General features: G+C 33.7%; 21 protein-coding genes. 17 read left to right on the forward strand and 4 right to left on the reverse strand.

Translation table 11 applies throughout. From position 1 onward, the window contains the following. Positions 1 to 27 precede the first annotated feature (27 nt). The 3 genes from LNQ81_RS13580 to LNQ81_RS13590 all read right to left on the reverse strand — a co-directional run bounded on the left by LNQ81_RS13580 (position 28) and on the right by LNQ81_RS13590 (position 3,218). Positions 28 to 1,251, reverse strand: a complete 1,224-nt coding sequence (locus tag LNQ81_RS13580; RefSeq protein WP_229947612.1) for a DUF1015 domain-containing protein — start codon at positions 1,249 to 1,251, stop codon at positions 28 to 30. 81 nt (positions 1,252 to 1,332) lie between these two features. Continuing rightward, on the reverse strand, positions 1,333 to 2,220 hold the full coding sequence (locus tag LNQ81_RS13585; protein ID WP_229947614.1) for a 3-hydroxyacyl-CoA dehydrogenase family protein: 888 nt from the start codon (positions 2,218 to 2,220) through the stop codon (positions 1,333 to 1,335). Between the two features lie 29 nt (positions 2,221 to 2,249). Then, positions 2,250 to 3,218 (reverse strand): Gfo/Idh/MocA family protein, encoded by a 969-nt coding sequence (locus tag LNQ81_RS13590; RefSeq protein ID WP_229947617.1) that lies wholly within the window; start codon positions 3,216 to 3,218, stop codon positions 2,250 to 2,252. Positions 3,219 to 3,368: 150 nt separating this feature from the next. Between LNQ81_RS13590 and LNQ81_RS13595 the strand changes: the two genes are divergently transcribed. The 16 genes from LNQ81_RS13595 (at position 3,369) to LNQ81_RS13670 (ending at position 23,864) form a co-directional block, all read left to right on the forward strand. Beyond that, positions 3,369 to 4,010, forward strand: a complete 642-nt coding sequence (locus LNQ81_RS13595; RefSeq protein WP_229947619.1) for a protein-L-isoaspartate(D-aspartate) O-methyltransferase — start codon at positions 3,369 to 3,371, stop codon at positions 4,008 to 4,010. A 107-nt stretch (positions 4,011 to 4,117) separates the two neighbouring features. Next, positions 4,118 to 4,417 carry a hypothetical protein gene (locus LNQ81_RS13600; RefSeq protein WP_229947621.1) on the forward strand — a complete coding sequence of 100 codons (300 nt, stop codon included), beginning with the start codon at positions 4,118 to 4,120 and terminating at the stop codon, positions 4,415 to 4,417. 168 nt (positions 4,418 to 4,585) lie between these two features. Beyond that, positions 4,586 to 4,852, forward strand: a complete 267-nt coding sequence (locus tag LNQ81_RS13605) for a hypothetical protein (protein WP_229947623.1) — start codon at positions 4,586 to 4,588, stop codon at positions 4,850 to 4,852. A gap of 313 nt (positions 4,853 to 5,165) precedes the next feature. Continuing rightward, positions 5,166 to 7,853: a class I SAM-dependent DNA methyltransferase gene (locus LNQ81_RS13610; protein WP_229947625.1), complete on the forward strand. Its 2,688-nt coding sequence runs from the start codon at positions 5,166 to 5,168 to the stop codon at positions 7,851 to 7,853. 7 nt (positions 7,854 to 7,860) lie between these two features. Beyond that, positions 7,861 to 9,492 carry an RNA-binding domain-containing protein gene (locus tag LNQ81_RS13615; protein ID WP_229947627.1) on the forward strand — a complete coding sequence of 544 codons (1,632 nt, stop codon included), beginning with the start codon at positions 7,861 to 7,863 and terminating at the stop codon, positions 9,490 to 9,492. 365 nt (positions 9,493 to 9,857) lie between these two features. Then, positions 9,858 to 11,435 (forward strand): P-loop NTPase fold protein, encoded by a 1,578-nt coding sequence (locus LNQ81_RS13620; RefSeq protein ID WP_229947628.1) that lies wholly within the window; start codon positions 9,858 to 9,860, stop codon positions 11,433 to 11,435. A gap of 3 nt (positions 11,436 to 11,438) precedes the next feature. Next, on the forward strand, positions 11,439 to 13,370 hold the full coding sequence (locus LNQ81_RS13625) for a DEAD/DEAH box helicase (RefSeq protein WP_229947631.1): 1,932 nt from the start codon (positions 11,439 to 11,441) through the stop codon (positions 13,368 to 13,370). Then, positions 13,363 to 14,619, forward strand: coding sequence for a GIY-YIG nuclease family protein (locus LNQ81_RS13630; RefSeq protein ID WP_229947633.1), 1,257 nt, complete (start codon positions 13,363 to 13,365; stop codon positions 14,617 to 14,619). The genes LNQ81_RS13625 and LNQ81_RS13630 overlap by 8 nt, the downstream gene beginning before the upstream one ends. Beyond that, positions 14,619 to 15,809: a putative phage abortive infection protein gene (locus LNQ81_RS13635; RefSeq protein WP_229947636.1), complete on the forward strand. Its 1,191-nt coding sequence runs from the start codon at positions 14,619 to 14,621 to the stop codon at positions 15,807 to 15,809. The genes LNQ81_RS13630 and LNQ81_RS13635 overlap by 1 nt, the downstream gene beginning before the upstream one ends. Then, a complete protein-coding gene (locus tag LNQ81_RS13640; protein ID WP_229947637.1) occupies positions 15,809 to 16,996 on the forward strand; it encodes a hypothetical protein in 1,188 nt (395 codons plus the stop codon). Before LNQ81_RS13635 ends, LNQ81_RS13640 begins: the two co-directional genes overlap by 1 nt. 5 nt (positions 16,997 to 17,001) lie before the next feature. Continuing rightward, entirely contained in the window at positions 17,002 to 17,550 is a 549-nt protein-coding gene (locus LNQ81_RS13645) for a hypothetical protein (protein WP_229947638.1), read from the forward strand. A 2-nt stretch (positions 17,551 to 17,552) separates the two neighbouring features. Further along, positions 17,553 to 18,665 (forward strand): PDDEXK-like family protein, encoded by a 1,113-nt coding sequence (locus LNQ81_RS13650; protein ID WP_229947639.1) that lies wholly within the window; start codon positions 17,553 to 17,555, stop codon positions 18,663 to 18,665. Between the two features lie 6 nt (positions 18,666 to 18,671). Next, positions 18,672 to 21,431, forward strand: a complete 2,760-nt coding sequence (locus LNQ81_RS13655) for an McrB family protein (protein ID WP_229947641.1) — start codon at positions 18,672 to 18,674, stop codon at positions 21,429 to 21,431. 4 nt (positions 21,432 to 21,435) lie between these two features. Then, positions 21,436 to 22,701 carry an McrC family protein gene (locus LNQ81_RS13660; protein WP_229947643.1) on the forward strand — a complete coding sequence of 422 codons (1,266 nt, stop codon included), beginning with the start codon at positions 21,436 to 21,438 and terminating at the stop codon, positions 22,699 to 22,701. A 71-nt stretch (positions 22,702 to 22,772) separates the two neighbouring features. After that, positions 22,773 to 22,943, forward strand: a complete 171-nt coding sequence (locus LNQ81_RS13665; protein WP_229947645.1) for a hypothetical protein — start codon at positions 22,773 to 22,775, stop codon at positions 22,941 to 22,943. 126 nt (positions 22,944 to 23,069) lie between these two features. Then, positions 23,070 to 23,864, forward strand: coding sequence for a YoaK family protein (locus tag LNQ81_RS13670; protein ID WP_229947646.1), 795 nt, complete (start codon positions 23,070 to 23,072; stop codon positions 23,862 to 23,864). Between the two features lie 146 nt (positions 23,865 to 24,010). Here the strand turns inward: LNQ81_RS13670 and LNQ81_RS13675 are convergent, their stop codons facing one another. Next, on the reverse strand, positions 24,011 to 24,190 hold the full coding sequence (locus tag LNQ81_RS13675) for a hypothetical protein (RefSeq protein WP_229947648.1): 180 nt from the start codon (positions 24,188 to 24,190) through the stop codon (positions 24,011 to 24,013). A gap of 429 nt (positions 24,191 to 24,619) precedes the next feature. Here LNQ81_RS13675 and ettA point away from each other — a divergent pair, with 429 nt between their 5' ends. Further along, on the forward strand, positions 24,620 to 26,308 hold the full coding sequence (gene ettA / locus LNQ81_RS13680) for an energy-dependent translational throttle protein EttA (protein WP_229947649.1): 1,689 nt from the start codon (positions 24,620 to 24,622) through the stop codon (positions 26,306 to 26,308). Positions 26,309 to 26,449 lie beyond the last annotated feature (141 nt).

The raw sequence follows: 26,449 nt of genomic DNA on the forward strand, positions 1-26,449 counted from the left end.
TTGTAATGTGGGTTACTGATCTAAGGTTTATATTTCGTATATAAATAACCCGTTCATAAACTTAGGTTCAATATACGTACTTTTAGGAGGCATGATAAGATCATTATCAGCCACTTGTTTTATTTCGCTCACATTGGTAGGGTAAAGCATAAAACCTACTTCGTATTCTCCATCATCCACTAGTTCTTTAATGGTAACAATAGATTCATTACCTGGAACATAATCTATACGTGCATCGTTTCTCAGATCGTCTAATCCCAGTATAGGATTTAGCACTTCATCGTATAGTATCTGTGCATCTAACTGCTGTAGGATACAGTCTGTTTCTCTAACACCTTTTAGGGTCAGTGCATAGAAGTCACCATCTAAGTACATCCCGAACTCCATCTTCTTAGCTGGTTTCCACAGTTGTTGCTCTTTGTTGACTACAGTAAATTTCTTGCTTAGAAGCTTTAGAAACTCTTCTTTGGTATGGTTGTTTAAGTCGTGTATAATACGGTTAAACTCATAGATCTTAATATTGCTCTCTGCGATTAAGTACGTCATCACAGAGTTGTGATGTACATGTATACTCTCCACATTCTCATTCTCTGTCTGTAATAACTCAGCAGAGGCAAAGCGGTGATGCCCATCAGCAATGTATAGTTCACTGATATTAGCGAACTGCTCTGTAAGCCACTTTACATCTGTATCAGTATCTATCCTCCAGATCGTATGTCTCTCTTTAGTTACTGTAGTGAAGTCGTATAAAGGCTTAGCATCCTTTTTGGTTTTAATCCACTGCTCGATATCCTGCTGATCAGGATACATCATCAGTACAGGTTCTGTATTAAACTTACTGTGGTGCAAATATTCCTTAAATAGTCTAACGCGGAACTCTAGGGTGTCTTCGTGCTTCTTAATTACGTTACTCTGATAGTCCTCGATAGAAGTACCCGCCACAATACCTGTGAAACTCCAAGTCTTGGTACTGATCTGGTATAGATAATATACAGGTTTATCTTCATTGATCAAAATACCCTCTTTTTTGAAGTCGTTTAACTTCGCCGCTACCATTTTATATCGCTTGTCATAAGTCACCTTAGACTGGTTGACATAGGCAGGGTTTAAGACGTGTAAAAAAGAGAAAGGATTGTATTCTAATAGATAAGCAATCTCAACAGCGTTGTAGTCTTCAAAAGATCTACAGCTGACTAAGCCCACTTTATCTCGGGTAGGGCGCAGGCCCTTAAAAGGAATTATTTTAGCCATTGGTAATATGGTATCAAAAATATCAAAGACAACCAAGAATAAACTTGGTTGTCTCTTATTATTAACTTGTTTTAAACAGAATTAAGCGAACATCTTAGCTACTTTCTCTGCTTTTTTGCTTTCGCTGTAGTCGTAGAATCCTTCTGCAGATTTAACTCCTAGTTTGCCAGCCATCACCATATTTACTAACAATGGACATGGAGCATACTTAGGGTTTTTAAATCCGTCATACATCACGTTTAAGATAGATAGACATACATCTAGTCCGATAAAGTCAGCTAACTGTAATGGACCCATTGGGTGGGCCATACCTAACTTCATCACTGTGTCGATCTCTTCTACACCCGCCACACCGTTATATAGTGTTTCGATCGCTTCATTGATCATCGGCATTAAAATACGGTTGGCTACGAATCCAGGGTAATCATTTACCTCAGTGGGAACTTTATCTAATGCTTTAGACATATCCATAATCGCTTTAGTAACCTGATCACTTGTATTATATCCTCTGATGATCTCTACTAGTTTCATAATAGGCACAGGATTCATAAAGTGCATACCGATCACGCGCTCAGGGTTCTTCACCACAGAAGCAATCTTCGTGATAGAGATAGAAGAGGTGTTAGAGGCTAAGATTACATTCTCATCACATACCTCACTAAGCTGTCTGAATATATTTAGTTTTAACTCTACATTTTCTGTTGCTGCTTCTACTACTAGATCTGCATTGGCTACACCATCTTTAATGTCAGTATAGGTGATGATATTCTCTATTGTCGCTTTTTTATCAGCTTCAGTGATGCTTCCTTTAGAGATCATACGATCTAAGTTCTTGATGATCGTAGTCATTCCTCTTTCGATAGCAGCTTCTGAAATATCGATTAAAAGAACTGTAAACCCTTTTTGAGCAAAAGTATGTGCGATACCATTGCCCATCGTTCCAGCCCCGATAACAGCTATTTTCTTCATAATGGTTGTTTTATATTGTTTGTGTTAATTTAATTTTTTTCCATCGCTTCGATGATTTGATACGCTAAGCGAAGTGCTTTAGTACCGTCATCTAAGGTTACGATAGGAGTAGTCTGGTTTACTATCGCATCGTGGAATGTCTCTAACTCGTCTAATATAGCATTATTTGCTAATACCTCAGGGTTATCATAGTAAATTTGTTTCTTAACGCCTTCAGCATTTTGTAAGATTAGGTCAAAGTCACCAGGTGTTTCTGGCGCTTCTTTCATCTTCACTACTTCACAGGTTTTCTCTAGGTAATCTACAGAGATATAAGCATCGCGTTGGAAGAAGCGAGATTTGCGCATATTCTTCATTGAGATACGGCTAGCTGTGATATTCGCCACACATCCGTTCTCAAACTCTACACGAGCGTTAGAGATATCCGGAGACTCACTAAGTACCGCCACTCCGCTAGCACTTACATGTTTTACTGGAGACTTGACTACGCTTAAGATAGCATCTAGATCGTGTATCATTAGGTCTAATACTACAGGTACATCTGTCCCTCTAGGGTTAAACTCAGCTAGACGGTGCGTCTCGATAAACATCGGATTCTCTATCTTAGGAACCACAGCGATAAACGCAGGGTTAAAACGCTCTACGTGTCCTACCTGTCCAAGTACATTATATTCAGCGGCTAATGCTATGATTGCCTCAGCTTCTTCAATAGTCGTAGTAATAGGTTTTTCTAAGAATACATGCTTACCAGCCTTGATAGCTTGTTTTGCACAATCAAAGTGAGAAAGGGTAGGTGTAACGATATCCACTACATCTACTGCCTGAATTAACTCCTCTATAGTGTCAAATTTTCTATAGCCAAATTCTGCTGCTACTTTATCAGCATTCTCTTTAAAAGGATCATAAAATCCTACTAGTTCATATTTTTCAGATTGGTTAAGTAAGCGTAGGTGAATTTTACCTAGGTGGCCTGCTCCCAATACTCCAACTTTAAGCATAAAACTATATTTTGAAAACAAAAATATAATTTATTTATCTAAACTTTCAATATTCGAGGTGAAACTTTTATTCAATTAGAATCTCAAGGCGTATAGCGATTGCTTTTGTAAGAAAATAGTGGTTATTTTGTGGTAAATAATATTTTAATAGTGAAAGATTCTGCAAAACATCAAGGTCTTAGAAACCAGTTGGTTGAAGTGCTTAAGCAAAAAGGGATTGTTGATACGAATGTTTTAGACGCCATTAAGCGAGTACCACGTCACTTATTCTTAGATTCGAGTTTCGAGGATTTTGCGTATCAAGATAAAGCTTTTCCCATCGGTGCTGGACAAACCATCTCACATCCATATACTGTGGCATTTCAGTCACAATTACTTCAAATCAAAAAAGATGATAAAATTTTAGAGATTGGTACAGGTAGTGGATATCAGACTGCTGTGTTAGTAGCCATGGGAGCTAGAGTGTACAGTGTAGAAAGACAAAATGAACTGTATAAAAAGACTTCTGCTTTACTGCCTAAACTAGGTATTAGACCTAGGCTGATGACATTCGGTGACGGGTATAAAGGACTACCTAACTATGCGCCCTTCGATGCGATTATTGTTACAGCAGGAGCGCCTTTTATCCCACAGGCCTTATTAGGACAGATAAAAGTTGGGGGTAGGCTAATTATCCCTATCGGAGAAGAACAGCAAATCATGACGGAACTTATCCGCATCAATGAAAAGCAATTCGAAAAACACGAACATGGAGACTTTAAGTTTGTCCCAATGCTTGAGAATAAGAATTGATAGAACTTAGGTTAGTTTTATTGTACTAATTTTCTCTTTTATTATAATAGTTTTAAGTTTCATATTTTTTTATTATGTTTATATAACCAATTAAAATATAATGAATTATGAAGAAATTATTTTTCGTAGCAATTGCTTTTGCTGCATTTTCGGGAAGCGCACTAGCCTTAGATGGAAGTGCTTTGTTTACGCTAAAGACTAGCACAAATTTATCAATAAATCAAGTCTCTACTAATGTAGAACTTGTTTATGCTTATTTAATTAAACTTCCTAGCGGGATGGAAGTATATGTCCAAGGTTATGAATGTGCATTAGAGTTTGCTGAACAACGTGGGGGTACAATTGTAGGAGGAGCATATGTGAAGCACTATGAGGCGATGATGTGTCTTACAGGACCTGAAATGTAATAAAAATTAGATAAAAAACTGTTATCTAAATAATGAAAGCTATCTAGTATTAATACTAGGTAGCTTTTCTTTTTTGTACTAAACTCAATATTTAAGGTTAAACCGAGAATCTACGTCAGCCAAATACCGTTGTGTAGTAATAGATTTAATGAATTGTATCAAAACTATGTGTGTAGTTGTATATTGAGAATTGCTAAAGAAGCATTTCAATTATTACCATTAATTAATAATGTGCAAGTAAATGCTAAAGGATTTATTCTTAATAGGTCAACAGGTAATAATGAAGAGGAGACGATAGTTTCTGTAAGGATAGATCGTTTTAAACTAGAAACATTTAACTTTGAGTTATTGTCGCCTGCTGATTCTATGAATAATTTTGAACATAGAATGGATTTTAAAAAATATGAAGGATTTAAACCTGTTCAAGATTTATAATCTTGATGTATAGATGAAATTTATTATAGAATAGCCTGATCATAAAAGTCAGGCTATTCTATTTTTATTACACAAAGTTTTGAGAAGTCTTTAATTAATAACACTTCGATTTATAGGATTAATAAGATGATGGAATGATGTATATTGTAGATAAAATATGCGTAGAGTGCATCCGTCCAGATCTTACTAATCTTGTTAATCAAGAAAATCATGGTTTTAGACAATTGTTCGTATCCTTTACGGTTTTGCACTTGTACTATAAAGTACTAGGTGGTATATTTACAAATCAAATATTTATTAGAAGAATAATCGTATGAGTGTATCCATAGCTGAGATAGAGAATAGCCTAGAGAAGGTGTTTGCTAATGTAGATAAAGAAAGCTTTATCTATGAATTTATATTGAGTTTTGGCGTACCTAATTCGACGATAGAAAGGTTAAAAAAAGGCAAGTTTAACTTAGCGGATAATGCAGGGGAATTATTGTGGAAGAAGAAGGTGTTCTTTAAAGAAACAACGCAAGAAGGTTCTTTATATGAAGCTATAGATAGTCTGAAAAGAGAGGAACGCATTAAAAAAGGAGAATATCGCTTCGTGATATTGACTAACTATGTGCAATGGGTGGCTGTAGATATGAAAACAGGAGATACATTAGACTGCTCTTTTGAAGAATTACAGAAGTACTTTGATTTCTTTTTGCCATTGGCAGGGATAGAGAAGGCACAGTACTTAGCAGAAAACCCAGCTGATGTAAAAGCAGCTGAGCGAATGGCTAAACTATACGATCAGATTAATACAGATAACGACTTTCAGACAGAGGAAGAAATACATAGTTTGAATGTGTTCTTATCGCGTTTGTTGTTTTGCTTCTTTGCTGAGGATACAGGTATCTTCACAGATCAGCAGTTTACGCATGCGATAGAGAGTTCTACTAATATAGATGCCTCTGATATTCAGGAGTATTTAACTGATTTATTTACTATTCTTAGTTTACCAGAATCACATAGGCCTGATAATAGAGTGTATCTACAGCAGTTTCCTTATGTAAATGGAGGATTGTTTAACAAGCCAGTACCAGTGCCTGTTATTTCTATCCGAGCGCGTAAACTAATTATAGACTGTGGACGTCTGGACTGGAAAGCGATTAACCCAGATATATTTGGGTCGATGATACAGGCGGTAGTGACTACAGATAAACGCGGAGGATTAGGGATGCACTATACCAGTGTACCTAATATTATGAAGGTGATTAATCCGTTGTTCTTAGATGAGTTAAGAGAGCAGTGTGTAAGAGGTAAAGAGAGTAAGAAAGAGCTTAATGCCTTATTAGAGCGCTTACAGCACATCAAGATATTTGACCCTGCCTGTGGTAGTGGTAACTTCTTGATTATTGCTTATAGAGAACTTCGCTTATTAGAAATAGATATCCTAAAAGAACTCGCTAAGCTTACAGGAAAAGTAGGTACAGGTACATTTGATTTAGGGAATGAATATACCTCTGTGATAAGCTTAAATAACTTCTATGGAATAGAGATAGATGACTTCGCACATGAGATTGCTCGTTTATCACTGTGGCTTGCAGAACATCAAATGAATCAATATTTTCATGTTGAATTTGGTTATTCTAAACCTGCACTTCCACTGAAGGATGCGGGTTGTATTGTTCATGCAAATGCCTGTCGTATTGACTGGGAAGAGGTATGCCCTAAAAGGAAAGGAGATGAGATTTATATCTTAGGAAACCCTCCTTATTTGGGTGCTCGTATGCAAAATGAAGAACAGAAAAAGGATATGGAGATTGCTTTTAACAAACAGAGGGGAATTAATAATTTAGATTACATCTCTATTTGGTTTTATAAAGGAGCTAAATATATAGAGTCAAGTAATTCACAATTGGCTTTTGTATCAACAAACTCAATTTGTCAAGGAGAACAGGTTTCTTTATTATGGCCATCAGTACTTAATAATATAGAGATAGGATTTGTTCATACTTCTTTTAAATGGAGTAATAATGCTAAGGGTAATGCAGGAGTTACAGTTATTATATTGGGATTGCGAAACGTGAGTAAGGATGTAAAGTATATCTTTAAAAATAACATAAGACATGAAGTATCTAATATCAATGCTTATTTATTAGAGGCATCAAATGTTTTCGTTATACCTAAAACAAAAACATTGTCTAAATTATCTGAAATGTGTTTTGGTAATATGCCTAATGATGGTGGAGCTTTGCTTTTAACTAGAGAGGAAAAGAACGAAATAAAAATAGACACTAATGAAGCAATAATTAAGAGGTTTGTAGGTGCAGAAGAATTCATTAAGGGAATTGAGAAATATTGTTTTTGGTTTGATGAGGATAATTATAAAACGTATTTAGATGTTAAGTTAATAAATGATCGCTTTACTAAAGTTTTTAATCATAGAGAAAAAAGTTCACGTCAAGCAACTAATAAGTTAAAGGATACTTTTTATGCTTTTGGAGAAATTAGACATAGAAATGGAAACTCTATAATTATACCAAGACATTCTTCAGAAAATAGATTTTATATACCTATAGGTTACTTAGATGATAGTAGTATAATAGGGGATTCAGCCTTAACTATTTATGATGCTAAGCCATATATGTTAAGTATCTTACATTCTAAGATACACATGGTATGGGTAGATACTATAGGAGGGAAGTTAGAAACACGTTATCGTTATTCTGCGAAGCTATGTTACAACACCTTTCCGTTCCCTAAAATAACAAAGGCTAAAGAACAGGAATTAGAAGAGTGTGCATACCGTATCTTAGAGGTGAGAGAACGTTACCCAGAAAAGACTTTAGCGCAGCTATATGATCCAGAGAAGATGCCTGCGGATTTAAAAGAAGCGCATCAACAGAATGATATGGCGGTAGAATCGTGCTATAGAGAGAAACCGTTTACCTCTGATGAAGAACGCTTAGAGTATCTGTTTAAGCTGTATGAGAAGATGATTAAAGACGAAAAGAATAAGAAATAGTATTGATATGAATGAGGCATTTATAAAGCAACTGTTGTTAGATAACAATGAGAATGAGCTGTTTGAGTTAAAAAAAGCAGAATCAACATTTTCTAAAGATGAATTAGGGAAGTATTTTTCAGCATTGAGTAATGAGGCAAACTTAAATAAGAGAGAGTATGCTTATCTGCTATTTGGTATTAACGATGATAAAGTTATTGTAGGAAGCAAGATATCAGATACTCAGTTAGATGAATTCAAATTAGAAGTATTTAAACAGACTTCTCCTCAATGTAGTTTTTCTGCAGTAGAACGTATTTGTATCGATGGTAAAGATGTTATTTTATTCGAGATACCGAAATGCTCTGCAGGACATCCTATGAGATGGAAGGGACATTGTTATGGTAGGAATGGTGAAAGTATAGGAGCCTTAGAAGAGTTTGAATATGAACGTATAAAAGGACAAGTAAGAACAGACTGGAGTAGTAAGATAGTTGCGGAAGCTACTATGGCGGACCTTGATAAACAAGCTATTTTAATCGCGCGCGAAAATTTTAAAGTTAAAAATTCACGTGTTAGTAATGAAGTAGATAACTGGGATGATATTACCTTCTTGAATAAAGCAAAGCTATTAATTAGTGGTCAAATAACTACTACAGCGTTGTTACTATTGGGGAAAAGTGAATCTACGCATTGGTTAACTCCTGCTATAAGTCAACTTACTTGGATATTAAAAGATGTTGATGGAATAGAGAAAGATTATGAGCATTTTAGTAGTCCTCTGTTGTTAACAGTAAGTGATGTTTTTAAAAAAATAAGAAACTTAAAATACAGATATATCCGTACTGATTCGTTATTTCCTGAGGAGGTAGAGCAGTATGATCCTTATATTATCCGTGAAGCGCTAAATAACTGTATTGCGCATCAAGATTACTTATTGGGAGGGAAGATAGTAGTTACAGAAAGTGAAGATGGTTATTTATTGTTTTCTAATGCAGGAGATTTTTTACCAGGTAGTATTGAGAAAGTCATTCAAGCAGATGCACCACAGCTTATTTACCGCAATAAGTTTTTGGTAGATGCGATGGTACAGTTAAATATGATAGATACTATAGGAAGTGGAATTAGAAAGATGTTTCGCATACAGAAGGATAAATACTTTCCTTTGCCTGATTACTCCATTGGCAATTCTTATGTAGAAGTTAAGGTAATGGGGAAGGTGTTAAATATGGATTATGCTCGAAAGCTGGCCAAAATAAAGAGTTTATCATTAGATAAAATTATACTATTAGATAAGGTAGCTAAAGGTTTATCATTAACAGAAGCTGAAATACACATATTAAGAGAGGATAAACTTATAGAAGGTCGAAAACCTAATCTTATTATATCTTCTACTGTTGCTAAGCAGACTAATCAAAAAGGGGAGTATGTTAAACAAAAAGGCTTCGAAGATGAGACAATTGAGTTGGCTGTAGTAGATTATCTGAGAAAATTTAAACAAGCACAAAGGACTGAAATAGAGGAAGTGTTGTTTAAACATCTACCAAGTGTACTCACTTTAAAGCAAAAGAAGGATAAAATTAAGAATGTGCTTCAAAAACTAAAAAGGGATCAAAAAGTATCTTGCGAAAATAGATTGTGGTATTTAAAAAAGGAATAATGCGTAGACGATAATACGTATAGGTTTAGACGATAATACGTATAGGTTTAGACGATAATACGTATAGGTTTAGACGATAATACGTATAGGTTTAGACGATAATACGTATAGGTTTAGACGATAATACGTATAGGTTTAGACGATAATACGTATAGGTTTAGACGATAATACGTATAGGTTTAGACGAAAATGACGTATAGATTTAGACGAAAATGACGTATAGGTTTAGACGATAACGCGTATAGATTTAGACGATAACACGTATAGATTTAGACGATAACACGTATAGGTTTAGACGAAAATGACGTATAGATTTAGACGATAATACAGATAAGTTTAGACGATTAAATAAGAAATAAAACACGATGACCAACCCTACTACCACTATAAAAATATCCAACGAGTCTATAATAGATGAGTTTAAAGAGCACCTTGACTTAGAGTTAAACCAACGCATATTATTTACTGCTCCTTTTGGGGCAGGGAAGTCAACGTTTATTAATGACTTTGAAGATGAGCATAAAGATGGATATCGCTTTATAAGACTCTATCCGGTGAACTATGCTGTATCAGCTAATGAGGATATATTTGAGCTAATTAAGTTTGATATTCTGTATGAGCTGATGGCACATCATAATGAAGAGATAGCTTTAGTAAAAGAAGACTTTGACTTTTGGTTACGTATGTCAATGTTTATGCAGAATAAAGCAGATTTAATGCCTTTGTTTTTATTTGTTTTATCACAACATGAAAAAATAGGTAAAAGTGCAGCAGTCTTTATTGGTGCTGTAGAAAAAATATTGACACCTCTTAAAAAAGGGTTTAAAGAATATAGTGAGCAAATTAAGATAGATGTATTAGCAGATATTACGAAGTTTTTAAACTCTTTTAAAGATAAGAAAGGCAGTCCTTATGAAATGGATGCGACTTCACAGTTTATCTTTGACTTAGTTGATAGACTTAAAGGAGATGAGTTACCTGATCAAGAGGTGATAGAAGAAGATAAGAAGATAACAAATAAGACAGTATTAGTCATAGATGACTTAGATCGTTTAGATCCTGACCATATCTTTAGGTTGTTTAATATCTTTTCTGCTCATACACATTCGATAACAGGAGAGAATAAGTTTGGTTTTGACAAGGTTGTTTTTGTCTGTGATATAGAGAATATTCGTAAGATCTATGCACATAAATATGGAGAAGGTGTTGACTTCTCTGGGTATATGGATAAGTTCTATTCTGTGAAGCCTTTTGAGTTTGACCATAAGGAGTATTTAACTGATCAATTGGAAGAGATTATTAAAAATTATAGATTCATAAATACAGATAGTGAATTTGTTAATAGTAATGAATTTAAAAGAATTTTAATTGGGTCTTTGAAATTTTGTTTAAAAGAGAAAATATTAAACTTACGTAGTTTAAAACAAATAGGGGTAATGTCTTTTGATTTAAGGCAAAGTAAGAATAGTAATTATCAGGGAATGGTATTACCAGGGGTTATTATTTTTACAATACTAAAAGAAATGATGGGTAGTATTTCAGTTTTAGAACAAGGTTTATTATTAGCGTTAAAAGGGACAGAAAAAGCTTACAGTGTTCTTCCTATGGGGAGATATAGTTATAATTACAAAAATGGTTTAACACCTAAAGAGTATAATGAGCTGATAAATACTTTTATGGTATATGAGGAAGAATTTTCGATAGATAATAAACAGTTTAATTTTAATACTGAACAAAGGAATTGTTATGTTGAAGCTTTAGACGTTAGTGTTTATTATAGCAATAATTCCTATGGTTACTCTCATAAAATTTATATTCATGAAGTTTATGAAGGAGATTGTATAGATATAATAGATAAGAGTGACATAAATAAAGTAGAGTTATCAATATCAAATTTAATGGTTAGAGCATTCAGTAATCTGAAGAATAAAGAGGAATTATAGGCTATGGAAAACATTATACAAGTAACATACGGTCAGACAGGCCAATCTACGATGTCGAATACAATGGGGATGCGTGAGATGCAGCAGAAAGCATATCAGGCTCGCCTAAGTCAGCTATTATTAATTAAGGCACCGCCTGCCTCAGGTAAGTCACGTGCTTTAATGTTTATCGCATTAGATAAACTGATTAATCAAGGGATAAAGAAAGTAATCGTGGCAGTGCCTGAGCGCTCTATCGGTTCTTCTTTTGCTTATACAGATTTGGTCGCTCATGGTTTCTTTGCTAATTGGGAGCCTAATGATAAATATAATCTATGTACCCCTGGTATGGATGACAGCAAGAGTAAGGTAGATGCTTTTGTCAACTTTATGAAAGGCGAAGAGAAAATCTTAATCTGTACTCATGCTACGTTGCGTTTTGCCTATGAGCAGTTGCACGATGAAGACTTTGACAACTATCTGTTAGCGATAGATGAGTTTCACCATGTATCAGCCTCAGATGAGAATATCTTAGGGAGTTTGTTACGCTCATTGATACGCAATTCTAAGGCACATATTGTGGCTATGACAGGGTCTTACTTTAGAGGAGATTCTCTACCTGTATTGATGCCTGAAGATGAAGCGAAGTTTACAAAGGTGACATATAACTATTACCAACAGCTGAACGGGTATAAGCATCTGAAGTCTTTAGGGATAGGGTATCACTTCTATCAAGGGAGATATTATACGGCTATAGATCAGGTATTAGATACAGATAAGAAAACGATACTACATATTCCGAATGTGAACTCTAATGAGTCCACGAGAGAGAAATACGAAGAGGTTGACCGCATCTTAGATATTATTGGATCGGTAGTAGGAGTAGATGAGCATACTGCTGTTATCACTTTAAAACGCCACAAAGACGGTAAGCTGATCAAGGTAGCAGACTTAGTAAATGACGATGCGAGACAGCGTGAGAAGATAGTGGCTTATCTCCGCAATATAAAAGAGGCAGAGGATATGGACTTGATTATTGCGTTGGGTATGGCTAAGGAGGGGTTTGACTGGCCTTATTGTGAGCATGCTTTAACAGTAGGGTACAGAGGATCGCTGACAGAGATTATACAGATTATAGGGCGTGCTACTCGAGATAGTGAGGACAAGACTCACGCACAGTTTACTAATCTATTAGCTCAGCCAGACGCACAGAATGACGATGTAGTAGTGGCGGTAAATAATATGCTAAAGGCTATAACAGCTTCACTATTAATGGAACAGGTATTGGCTCCTAACTTTGATTTTAAGCCGAAGCGTGATGAACGCGACTTGGCTGAGCCAGGAACGATTAAGATTAAAGGATTTAAGGGAATCACTACTGCTAAGGTAAAGTCTATCGTAGAGGAGGATATTAATGATTTAAAAGCAGCTATTCTACAAGATAGAGATGTCTCTAAGGCTATAACAGGTAGTATAGATCCTGATGTTATCAATAAGGTATTAATCCCTAAAGTGATTAAGACACGCTATCCAGAGCTGGATATAGAGGAGTTAGAAGCGGTACGTCAGTATGTGGTTTCTGATTCTGTAGTAAAATCAGGAGAGATACAGGAAGTAGGGGGTAAAAAGTTTATCGTACTGGCGAAGCAATTTATCAATATAGATGAGATAAGTATTGACTTGATAGACAGTATTAATCCGTTTCAGAAAGCGTACGAGATATTGTCTAAATCGGTCACTATCCCTGTGCTTAAAATGATACAAGAGGTATTATTAGCGTCAAAAATAAAAATATCAGATGAAGAGGCTTTATTAACATGGCCTAAGATAGTAGCCTTCGTTGATGAGCATAAGCGTGAGCCTAATGTAGATTCTGATAATGCGTTAGAAGTGCGATTAGGAGAAGTATTGGTGTTTATTAGAGATAAGAAACGTAAGGCGATGCAGAATGGATAAGAAAGTATATACGTCGTATGATGATATTTTTAACGATGATGTCTTTAATCTATTAGATGTAAAGGCAAGCGTTAAAGCGTTAAGTGAGGACGAGCGTTTGATTAATTCGTTTCAAGAGATAAATGATTTCGTTCGTGAACATAACCGAGAACCTAACAAGGTGAAGGGATTTAGTGAGCGTATGTTATATTCGAGATTAGAAGGATTTAGAAACAATATAGCACATCAGAAGAAGTTATCTGCTTTTGATGAGTTTAACTTGTTGCCAGAGCCACTGGATAATTTAGAAGGAGACTACAGTATCCAAGTAGAAAAACCTAAAGTAGTAGAGGTAAATTCCTTTGAAGATATATTAGCTACTGATGTGTTTAATTTACTTGGTGCAGATACAGAAGATCAATTAGGATTGTTTGAATTAAGTGATGCTTTACGTGAGCATAGAGATAGAGATAAGACTGACTTTGTGGCTAAGCGTCAGCCTTGTAAAGACTTTGAGCAGTATGAGGTTATGTTTAAGGCTGTACACGAAGAATTGAGAGAAGGGCGTAGAAAGTTAGTCGAGTTTACAGCAGGGAGTCAACAAAAGGGTGCTTTCTATGTACACAAGGGAGTGTTGTTTCTATTAGAGAGTTATGAACAGAGTCGGGAAGATTCATATAAAGAAGATGGTACACGAGTGAGACGTGATGGGCGTACGCGTTGTATTTTTGAGAATGGTACAGAGTCTAAATTGCTTTGGCGTTCTGTAGAGAAGATGCTGTATGATGATGGACAAGCAGTAACGCATTTAGCAGAGAAAGCAAACTATGAGTTGCATCTGAATGCTAATTTAGTGAAGGAGGATGATGTTAGTACAGGACATCTCTATGTGTTGCAATCTAAGAGTATAGATCCTAAAATTAAGAATATACCTAATTTATTTAAAATAGGGTTCTCTACTACAGATGTAGAGACACGTATTAAGAATGCAAAGAACGAACCGACGTACTTAATGGCTGAGGTGCATTTGGTATTGAAAGTAGCTTGTTATAACATGAATCCGCATAAGTTTGAGCAGTTATTACACGCTTTCTTTGGTGAGATAGGTTTGGTTCTAGAAGTAGCTGATAAAGATGGTGTAGTGCATAAACCAAGAGAGTGGTTTAGCGTGCCATTAGATGTAGTAGAGCAAGTAATCGACTTGATTATTAGTGAAGAAATTGTGAATTATAAGTATGATAGTAAGAATCAAAAGATAATTAAAGGGTGATGGGGAGTAAGTATTATTTAGTGTTTTCAAGAGTTTTATTAACACTTGCATTTGACTTAGTTATAGTTTTTTTGTGTTTGTATTTTTTTCTTCCTGATAATTTTCTTCCTAATGATTTTGATAAATTAGCTGTTATAATTAGTGGGATAACTGCACCATTAATTGCTATTGCGGCAGCTATTCTTACCTTTTTAGCATTTAAGATGCAAGTGGATGTAAATAAAAAAATTCAAAGGCAAATTAAATTACAAGAAATTGCTAATAATGAGATTCAGAAACAGAATCAACAACAAAATCAACAATTTAGATTATTACAATTTGAAAGTCAGTTTTATGAATTACTCCGTTTACATAAAGAAAATGTAAATGAAATGGTAATTCAGGGGTATGTTTTTGAGGGAATTAACAAGATTGAAAGAGAGATTGGTGGACGAAAGATATTTGTGAGTAATGTAACAGAGTTCTTGAGTTTGGTTAAGATTATTAGTGGTCATATTGAAGAAAAGAAGAGCAATTCAACATTTGTGTTAAATGATAGATATGTGATTGCTATTGCGTATTATATCTTCTTTTTTGGATTGGATTCTTTTAAAAGACATATAGAAAATAATTGGAATCCAATAACTAAAAAAACTATTAAAGAGGATAAAAAGAAATGCCTCACACAAATGGTAAATTGTATCAGTGCTTTTCAGGACAGACATAAGAACGCAGGAACTGGTAGATATAGTTGCTCTAAGATATCCGAAGTGAAAATGTATTTTAAATATAAACCTTATTCAGGTCATTTATCTCGATATGGTCATTATTATAGAAACTTAATCTTAATAGTAAAACATATAGTAGGTAATAAAATAGGATTGACTTATGGAGAAGAGAGAAATTATTTACGTATTCTGAGAGCACAATTGACACCACATGAACAATTTCTACTTTTTTTGAATTGGTATAGTGGTATAGGAAGTCAATGGGAAGAAGATAGTAAGGATGGTAATAAGTTTTTTACTGAGTATCGTATGATACATAATATCAATACAGATGTTATAGAAGATTCTTCTTTTAATTGGGAGGGAATTATTGGAAGTAAATTTGAGAATAGATTAGATTTTAAGTATTTAAATAATAGGGATAAAGAATTATTTGAGGTTATAGAAGGTTTTATATCAACTCAAGAGAAAAAAACAGAGTAATGCTAGATAAATTAAAAATAGATTTGGTGTCTCGATTTTATCCATTATCTATAGATGAGGTTAAAACTAATATAGATAGATTGAATTTTGATGAGTATCATCTTATGATGAATGAGCATGTTGAATGGAACATCGAATTAGTAAACCTTCTTAAAGATAAGATTGATTGGGCAGCATTGTTTAAGTTGAAATCCTTAAAGGTGGATATTTCTTTTATAGATCGATTTATTGACTATATTGATTTTAAAACTGTAGGGATATGTAACGTTGTGTTTTCTAATCAAATCCATAAGGACTTTTTGGATAGATATTCTTGGGGAAGTGATAATGCTCTATTATTTTTAAATATGAATGAGGAAATAATTCCTTATGTGTTAGCAGAGTATGAGGAGGTTATTAATTGGAAAGTGTTTTCAAGAAGTATTGCGTTACCTTACATCAGTATAGTACAGTATGAAAACTATATTGATTGGAATGAATTATCTAAGAATAATAAAATAAATGATGTAGACTTTATTTTACTTCATTATAGAACACGTTTAGATGAGAGAAGTATATCAGGCAATATTGCTTACGCTGACTTAATTCGCAAGAACCCACAGGCTTTAACTTGGAAATGGAATAGTGTACTTTTAAATCATGGTTTTTCATTAGAGAAGGACGCAGAGTTCTTGTATAAGAATTATAAAGAAAATTTGAAGTTGGCTAATAATGAAAGTATAAAAAGGAAGTTTATTAATATCTGTTTATTAAGAGGAGATAAGTTAACATCTATCATAAATTCAAAATCGATTAGCTATATTTCATGGAGTGTTTTTAACAATAGCAACGGAGTAGCACTTCCTGAGAATTTGCTTGAGCAATACAAGGATAAAATAGATTTTACTAATAATAGTTTTTTGATGAAGAGTAGTACTACTATTAGTCTTGATTTTATTAGAAAAAACATCTCATTGTTTGATATATCTAACAGAAATTTTGCTCGTTTAAATTTAGATCTCAGGTTTGTAGAAGAGTATGAAGATGTGATATATTGGGTTTCTCTTTCTTTCAATGAGTTTTTACAATGGAATGAGGATTTTATTATTAAGTATAGTAATAGGTTAGATTTCTTAAAATTATCATGGAATAAAAGCGTTTATTTAGGATTGGGATTAGATAAAAAGGGAGTTGGAGTTTTAAAATAAAGGAAATGAAGGAAAGACTGCATAGTTATTGGAAAATGAATCAATGGAGGTTATGTATTGGGGGAGCCCTTATAGTTGTAATCGTTATAATTGTGTATAGTATATTACCTGAGAGTAAACTGCGTGATGAGAAAAATGTTCTTACTCTTGTGACGGCAACTATGGCTGGAATAATAGCTATATACTTAGGGTTAGTTAAGCAAAATTTAGATGATGATAAGTTGTTTCAGGAATTGTTTCTTCATTTTAATAGTCGATATGATAATGATTTAAATGATCTTTTTAATGAGTTACGTGAGGAAAAAGATGATCAGCGTGAGTTGACAAAAGAAGAAAGACTTTTAGTAATAGATTATTTTAATCTTTGTAGTGAGGAATATCTTTGGCATATCCGAGGAAGATTATTACCCGAGGTTTGGAATGCATGGGAACAAGGCATTATAGCTAATTTAAAAATACCTAAAGTTAAAGAGTTATTTGATAAAGAATGTTTGAATGAAAATAGTAGAAAATCATATTATGGTTTTATTGAATATATCGAAAAGAAAATATAATTATGGATTTTAATGAAAAGGTAAATAGGTTTTGTAATAAGTATAAGCTAAATGAATACAGTAGTTTTAATTTGTTGAAGGTGATGCATCATCTTACAGATGAAAGACGTCTGCATTCAAGGTTTATAACTTTCTTATTAAATCCTAACGGAAGTCATGAACAAGGGACAAAGTTTTTAGAATTGTTTTTAAATAACACATCTATTAAGTCTTTTGAATTACAAGAAGTGTCCGTCTATCCACATGAAGTAGAAAAGAAAGAAGATGAGAATATCGATATATTCATTCAGAATAGTAAAGGACAAGCTATTATTATAGAAAATAAGATATTTGCTGGAGATAGTAATAAAAAAGAAGGAGAAACAATTAAAGCTCAGCTTCTAAACTATTATGATAAAAAGAAAATTGAGTTTAGTGATATTACTTTAGTCTATCTGACTTTAAATGGAAAAGAACCTTCGTTTTATGAACAGTTTAAAGATATACAGCCTGAGTTAATTAGACTTGATTATATTGGTTTTATTACTAAATGGTTAGAACAGTGTTTAGAACAAACTATATCAAATAGTGATTTGCGAAGTAGTATACTACAGTATTTAAGTATAGTAAAAGAAATAACAAATGACTTTGAATTAGCTGTTGCGTTAAAAGAGGAAACAGCTAAAGATTTAGAATCTGGATATAAGTATTGGATTATTGATAAAGATATTAATAATCACATAGTACAAGATCAGTTTAAGCATGTAAAATGGCATACTGTACATGAGTTTATGAATACATTGTATATTACTATCACGAGTAAGTTTAATACAGAGGTTTCAAGGCTAAATGAAGATCATATTACAGCTTGTACTCATAGAAATAGCGTAAAGGCTAAAGTTGTAATAGCTTTTTTATATGAAGACACTACATACTATGTGTGCAATGATAATAAGGGATTTACTATTGGTTGTGTTGGAGATAATTGCCAAAAAGAATATAAAGTTCTCTTTGAAGGTAAATATAACTTTAATGATTTCAGTATTAGGGAAACATTTGATCTTATAAATGAAGATATAACTAAGATGTTAATTAGTAGAATCGTAGACGAGATTAACAAGTACATAGTAAAATGATCATTGATGGAAGAAGGAAATAAGAAAATTTGGGAAGAAGCATTGCAATATGCGTTTACTGAATTAGATAAGAAAGGTTGGATGGCTAAGAATAATGGGAGGTATTATTTTGTAGTAAATGAAGGAAAAGAATATCCTAATAAGAAAGTTTTACACTATGTAGAGAAGTATTTCCACAAGAAAAAAGTAAAGCTAATAGTGCCAAGTTCAGCTAATAATGGAGAGCGCTTAAATGTTTTTTTAGCTAATAACGGAGCAGAAGTTATTAGTAAGAAGGAGTCATTTATTAGTAGTTGTATAAGAGAGCAATCAGATGTTATAAAAAAACTAATAGAAGATTATAAAAAGCAAATAAAGTCAGGTGCTCTAAAGTATGAAGAGTATAAATGGTTGTTATTTACGTCTCAGAAAGGAATGCCTTCATTACAAAAAAGTACTATTGTAGATGAGTTGCTTAGTATAAAGTTTGTGAACCTATTATATTATAGTGCTATTTCGACAATGAAGCATTTAAATAAAGATAGGAAAGATCAATATTCTGATTTATTATTAGGGCTATATGATGAGAATATAGACATTGAAGAAAGAATAAAGCAGTTTAGTGGGGGGATTGAAAGTCTTTATCGAGAGGTAGAAACAAAACTTCAGCACCATCATGATGAAAGAACTATATCTACTTTGCTAAGTTTTAAATATCCTGAGAAGTATTTATTGTTTAAGAACTCGTTTTACCAAAAGCTATGTAATCTTCTTGAAATGGAATCCCTTGATAAAGGAGAAAAGTATTTAGATTACCTTGAAATAGCAGAAGAAATTAGAGATAGTTTTATTAAAACAGATACTGAATTGTTATCATTGGTAAAACAATATTTACCAGAAGGGAGTTATGATGATCCTAATTATAATCTTTTGACACAGGATTTCCTTTATACTATGTTAGAAAAGAGTAATGATTATTATGATCAGTTTAAAAAGGTTAAAAAACTCTTTAATGATAAATTAAAAAGCTTAGAGAATTCTTCTATTACTTATAAAGAACGCAATGGGAAGGATTTTCAATGGGTACAAGATAAATATGGTATTATAGGAAATGAGTATATCCACTATGAATTGTATTGTGATAAGTCTTCTATCTATATAGACTTGCATTTGGAAGATGAAGCACAATCTAAAGAAATAACCTTGCTTTTAAAGGAACTATATATTCATTTATTGAATAAAAAGTATGATTCTGAGTTGGTGTCTTGGATAGATTGGGTCAAAGAGACTAATAGTAAAGACTACATTCAATCTATAAGATTCTATAAGGCATTTTCTTTAGATGAAGAGGATATTCTTGAAGAACAAAGTATTAGTGAAATGATTCAAAGTTTTGTGGACTTAGATGATATTATTGGCGATGATATACGCGAGTTTCTGATCAAGAATAATCAGGTAAAAGAAGAAATAGCAATTAATTATGTAGCAGAAAAAAACATGAACCACCCACTAAACCAAATACTATACGGACCTCCTGGAACTGGGAAGACGTATACACTACAGAATAAGTTTTTCGATACTTTTACTAAAAGAGAAATTACAATTACTAAGGAAGAATATGTAAAAAGTATTATACAGGAATTAAGTTGGTGGCAAGTAATTACCCTAGTAGTGTTAGAGATTAAAAAGGGAAAAGTAAATGATATTTATGAACATGAATATATAAAAGTAAAAGAACAATTCAGTAAGTCTAAAACTGTAGTGCCAACAATTTGGGGGCAATTACAAGCACATACATTATTAAAATGTCCAAATGTAAATGTTGAGAAGAGACAGGAACCTTTATATTTTTGGAAGGACGAAAATTCAAATTGGTCTATTGAAAAAGAAGATTTAGAGTCATCATATAGTGAGATTATAGATATTCAGGAAAGAGTAAATAATTACACTCCAGAAAGAAGTGTGACAATTAAGAATTATGAATTTGTAACTTTTCATCAATCTTTTACTTATGAAGATTTTATTGAGGGGATTAAACCTGATTTAGAGGATAATACAGGCGGTGAAATTAAGTATCGAATAAAAGATGGAGTGTTTAAGACTATTTGTAAAAAAGCACAAAAAGACCCTGAGAATAGATACGCTTTGTTCATAGACGAAATCAACCGTGGGAATGTATCTGCCATCTTCGGGGAGTTGATTACCTTGATAGAAGAGAGTAAACGGTTAGGGAATGAGGAGGCATTAGAAGTTACCTTGCCATACTCAAAAGAGAAGTTTGGTGTGCCAAATAATCTGCATATTATTGGGACGATGAATACGGCTGATAGAAGTGTAGAGGCTCTGGATACTGCGCTTAGACGTCGATTTACCTTCGAGGAGATGATGCCTAATTATGATGTAATTAAGACAGAGAACAGCTTTGGAATTGATTTGAGTAAATTATTAAGAACTATTAATGACCGTATAGAGGTATTGTTAGATAGAGATCACTTGATAGGACATAGTTACTTCTTACATGTAGATTCTCTTGAAACACTACAATCGAGATTTAGGGATAATATTATTCCGCTGTTGCAAGAGTATTTCTATGGGGATTATGGAAAGATGGGATTGTTACTTGGTGAAGGGTTTGTAACTAAGAAAGAGGGTGATAAGGTTGTCTTTGCTTCATTTGACTATGATAGCGATATGTATAGTGAGAAGAGTATTTATAATTTAAAAAGTACATGGGAAGAAGGTGAGTTTAGGGAAGCTATAAGTAAGTTGTTGGGAATAAAAGTTTAAGGAAGTGAGTAAGCTAAAGATTACAGTTTTTGAACATAATAAGTTAAGAATAGGGGATGTTATATCTGAAGGTAAAGTGTTTGAAGAAAGGCATTTGAATCTATTAGAAGCGTTCTACGGATCAGAAGGTGTTCCTTATTATTCTTTGATTCACAAAGGGGTGAAGTTTAACCAATATGTAGGCGTTCTACAGTTGGGTAACTTGACTATAGAGGTATTGCCTAAGGTAGATAATAATGGAGAAGAAAAGGATACTTGGCGTAAGTTATTGATTGAGATGATTTGGCGTGTAGGAGTATTCAAAACGCATGCGCCTACATCGAGTAACCTTTCTTTAAAAGCAAATGCTATCTTAGATGTATATATAGTGATGTACTTGCAAGAGGTTAAACGATTGCTTCATTTGGGGTTGATCAAGAAATATAGACAAGAAGAAGGGAATACTTTAGCTCTTAAGGGAAGTTTGATGTTTAGTAAACACATTCAACAGAACTTAGTTCATCAAGAGCGTTTCTATACTCGTCACAGTGTATATGATGATCAACATTTGGTGCATCAGCTTCTATATAAGGCATTGAGGTTATTAAAGTCTATTAATATGAATACGGTTTTAGAAAGTGAGATCAATCAGTTGTTATTTAGTTTTCCTGAGATGGAGGATATAAAGGTAACTGACGCTACATTTGACAAGGTACTAATAAATAGAAAAACAACTTCTTATGAGACAGCTTTAGCTATAGCCAAACTGATATTGCTAAATTATCATCCTGATATTAGAGGAGGTAGTAGTGATGTATTGGCGTTGTTATTTGATATGAATGTATTATGGGAACGCTTTGTTTTTGTGACGTTAAAGAAGCATTTAAGGGAATCTCATGAGGTTAGAGAACAGGTCCAACAACGTTTTTGGAAGTCACATACTGAAAGTAACCGCAGTGTGATGATGTGTGCTGATATCGTGATAACGGATAGAAATGATGTTTCTAAGACAGTTGTCCTTGATACGAAATGGAAGAACTTAGAAGGTAAGCCATATCCTTCTGTAGAAGATTTGAGACAGATGTATGTGTATCACCACTTTTATCAAGCTAATAGGGTAGCATTAGTCTATCCAAGTCAAGAGTCTAATGAGCATAAAGGAACTTATTTAAATGATAGAGAGAATGATATGTGTTATTTGATTCATTTGGGAGTGAGCAATAGTACTCAAGACTTCGAATTACAAATAAATACTGCTGTAAAAAGGTGGATAGCAGAGTCTGTGCAATAGATTATCTTTTTGATTGAGGGAAATATTAGACTAGGTATGCCGATGCTTTTGCGATTAAGTGGACTTTATCTGTGGACGAGGAGAAAGAAATACTTGCTAAAAAGCACTTAAATGATGAGGATATAGTAGCCTTTGCTAAAAAATTTAATACACACCCAGCTATGATTATTGGTCGTTTGCAGAAAAAAAAGCTTATAGAATATACAATAGGAAGAAAGTATTTTATTAAACTTGATTTCTAAGATAACCATAAAGTCCACTTAATCTAAGTGGGCTTTATTATTTCTATTATAATTAATAAGTGAACAACAAGGGATAGATTCTTATTAATCAGTAAATTTGTTATATTATACTAAAAAAGGTAAACTATGTTATCACACAGAGGTAAGGAGAGGAGTTTCATGCAGAATTTGCGTTTAGCAGTCTTGTTGTCATTTGTGGGAGGAGTAGTGAATGTAAGTGGTTTTTTAGCGTTAAAACTGATGACAACGAATGTGACGGGGTATTTATCCAACTTTGCACAAGAGGTATTGACATTTGATAGAACAGCTATTCTAAAGTCAGTGTTGCTCTTAGTAGCTTTCTTTTTGGGATCTTTTACTTCCCACGTTATTCTTCAGTTACAAAAGATGATTTGGAATAAGGTTTTCTTTACAGTGCCTTTGATTTTGGAAGCAGTATTGTTAGGAGTAGTTGCGTTTTTAGAAGGAGATGTTTTAAGTCAATATCCCATGAAGATTGCCTATGTATTGCTGTTTGCAATGGGACTTCAGAATTCACTAGTGACTTTTATCTCTAAGGCGGTAGTAAGAACAACGCATATCACAGGTATTGTAACTGATTTAGGTATTGAGACAGCAAGGCTGTTTTTCTACTTTAGAAACGCCAATGTACGCCGTGTATTATTCTCTCATATTGGGCTTAAAGTAGCAATTGTTATTTCTTTTGGATTAGGTGGGATTACAGCAGCGTTCTCTTTTGAGTATCTACATTTGCGTACCTTGTATATTGGCGTTGGGGTAATCTTATTTACGATTGTTTATGATTATCTAGTGGTTAAAATGATGAGAGTACTAGAAGAGGGAAAACATATTGTGGACTGGAGTAAGCGAACTGTTACTCGGGACTATAGAATATATCGTATCTGGAAGAGAAATAAATAATAAAGATACCAATACTTTACGCCTAACTGTGGAGCCAATACTGTGCGTTTAATAGCTGCAAAACACAAACACAACATTATAAAACTAAAAAATCTTGTAATTAAATCTTCTCACATAGATTTAATCACAAGATTCTAATCACGACCTTAGATTCCGATATGCAATTCATATTCGTCTTCTATAGTGTCTTCAGCATTAAAAGAATTAGCTGGTGATATAGCACTGCAATGAGCGCAAACATACGCATCTATAGATGGGTCGTAGTAGTGGTTTTCGTGATTGTTTTCACAATTATCACTATTTGTAAAATGTAAATTTTCATTCATATATGTGAGTTTTTTAAAGTTGTCTCTAAGATAGAGCTTTTAAGTATAAAAAACAAACACTTATGAGATTAAGTGTGTATTTATGTTGTTAAAATTTTCTAAAACAATGTTTTTTTATCTGTATAATACTATTAAAGAGTACAAAATGTTTAATTTTTTTAGTCTATAGACTATTTGGATATTATTTTAGTTATGATTAGCCAATAGAATATTGTTATCAATAAGAGATTTAACCCAAATTACTCATTACTCAAATACCACAGAACAATTCCAGCTTCAATGCCAAAGATTTAAAACCTATCACTAATATGAAAAAATTCAAACCACTATAAAAAAGTTTCTTTATCTGCTTTATTAATCTTATTTTTGGCTAATTCGCTATAGAATGCTTATAGCTTAGTAATCAATAAATTCAATATATTTTACTTTATGTCAGACGATAAAAAGGTAATTTTTTCGATGTCAAAAGTGAGTAAAACTTACTCATCGACAAACAAAACGGTATTAAAAGATATTTATTTAAGTTTCTTTTACGGAGCTAAAATTGGTATTTTAGGTCTTAATGGTTCAGGTAAATCTTCTTTATTAAAGATTATCGCTGGAGTGGATAAGAATTATCAAGGGGATGTGGTATTTGCACCTGGATATACAGTAGGTTACTTAGAACAAGAACCTTTGTTAGACGAAACCAAAACTGTAATCGAAATCGTTAAAGAAGGTGCAGCAGAGACTGTGGCTATTTTAGATGAGTTTAATCAGATTAATGATATGTTTGGTTTGCCAGAGGTTTATGAAGATGCAGATAAGATGCAGAAACTGATGGATAGACAGGCTGAACTACAAGATAAAATAGATGCTGTAGGCGGATGGGAACTTGACACAAAGTTAGCTATCGCTATGGATGCTTTGCGTACTCCAGATCCTGATACGCCTATTAATATCCTATCAGGAGGTGAGCGTCGTAGAGTTGCTTTATGTCGTTTACTACTTCAAAATCCAGATGTACTATTATTAGATGAGCCTACTAACCACTTAGATGCTGAGTCTGTACACTGGTTAGAACAACACTTACAACAATATGCTGGTACAGTAATCGCTGTAACCCACGACCGTTATTTCTTAGATAACGTAGCTGGTTGGATTCTTGAGTTAGATAGAGGTGAGGGTATCCCTTGGAAAGGAAACTATTCTTCTTGGTTAGACCAAAAGTCTACCAGACTAGCACAAGAGGAGAAAGTAGCCTCTAAGCGTCGTAAGAACTTAGAGCGTGAGCTTGACTGGGTACGTCAGGGGGCTAAAGGTCGTCAGACCAAACAAAAAGCAAGGTTACAGAACTACGATAAATTATTAAACGAAGATCAAAAAGAGCTTGAAGAGAAATTAGAGATCTACATCCCTAATGGACCTCGTCTAGGTACTAATGTTATCGAGGCTAAGGGTGTGGCTAAAGCTTTTGGAGATAAGTTATTATATGATGATTTAAACTTTACATTACCTCAAGCAGGTATCGTAGGAATTATCGGACCTAACGGTGCTGGTAAGTCTACTATCTTCCGTATGATTATGGCAGAGCAGCAGCCTGATGCTGGTACATTCGCTATCGGAGATACTGTAAAAATCGCTTATGTGGATCAAGCACACTCTAATATAGATCCTGAGAAATCAATCTGGGAGAACTTCTGTGATGGTCAAGAGTTGATCATGATGGGAGGTCGTCAAGTGAATTCTCGTGCGTATTTGAGTAGATTCAACTTTGGTGGTTCTGATCAGAATAAGAAAGTATCTACATTATCAGGAGGTGAGCGTAACCGTTTACACTTGGCAATGACATTAAGAGAAGAAGGTAACGTATTACTTCTGGATGAGCCTACAAATGACTTGGACGTTAATACACTTCGTGCATTAGAAGAAGGTCTAGAGAGCTTCGCTGGATGTGCAGTAGTTATTTCCCATGACCGTTGGTTCCTTGACCGTATATGTACACATATATTGGCTTTTGAGGGAGATTCTCAAGTTTATTTCTTCGAAGGATCGTTCTCAGACTATGAAGAGAATCGTAAGAAACGTTTAGGTGATGTAGCTCCTACTCGTTTGAGATATAAAAAATTAGTTCGCTAATTAAAATTCTAAAAAGCCTAATTAGTTATCTAGTTAGGCTTTTTTGGTTGTTGTTTTGTTTTTTTGTGATTTCGTTTTTTCGTTTTTTTGCAGAGGGTATCATTCTTTTAATAGTTAATTAAGCTTTAAAAAACACCATCA

The organism is Myroides oncorhynchi (assembly GCF_020905415.1).
GTDB lineage: Bacteria > Bacteroidota > Bacteroidia > Flavobacteriales > Flavobacteriaceae > Flavobacterium > Flavobacterium oncorhynchi_A.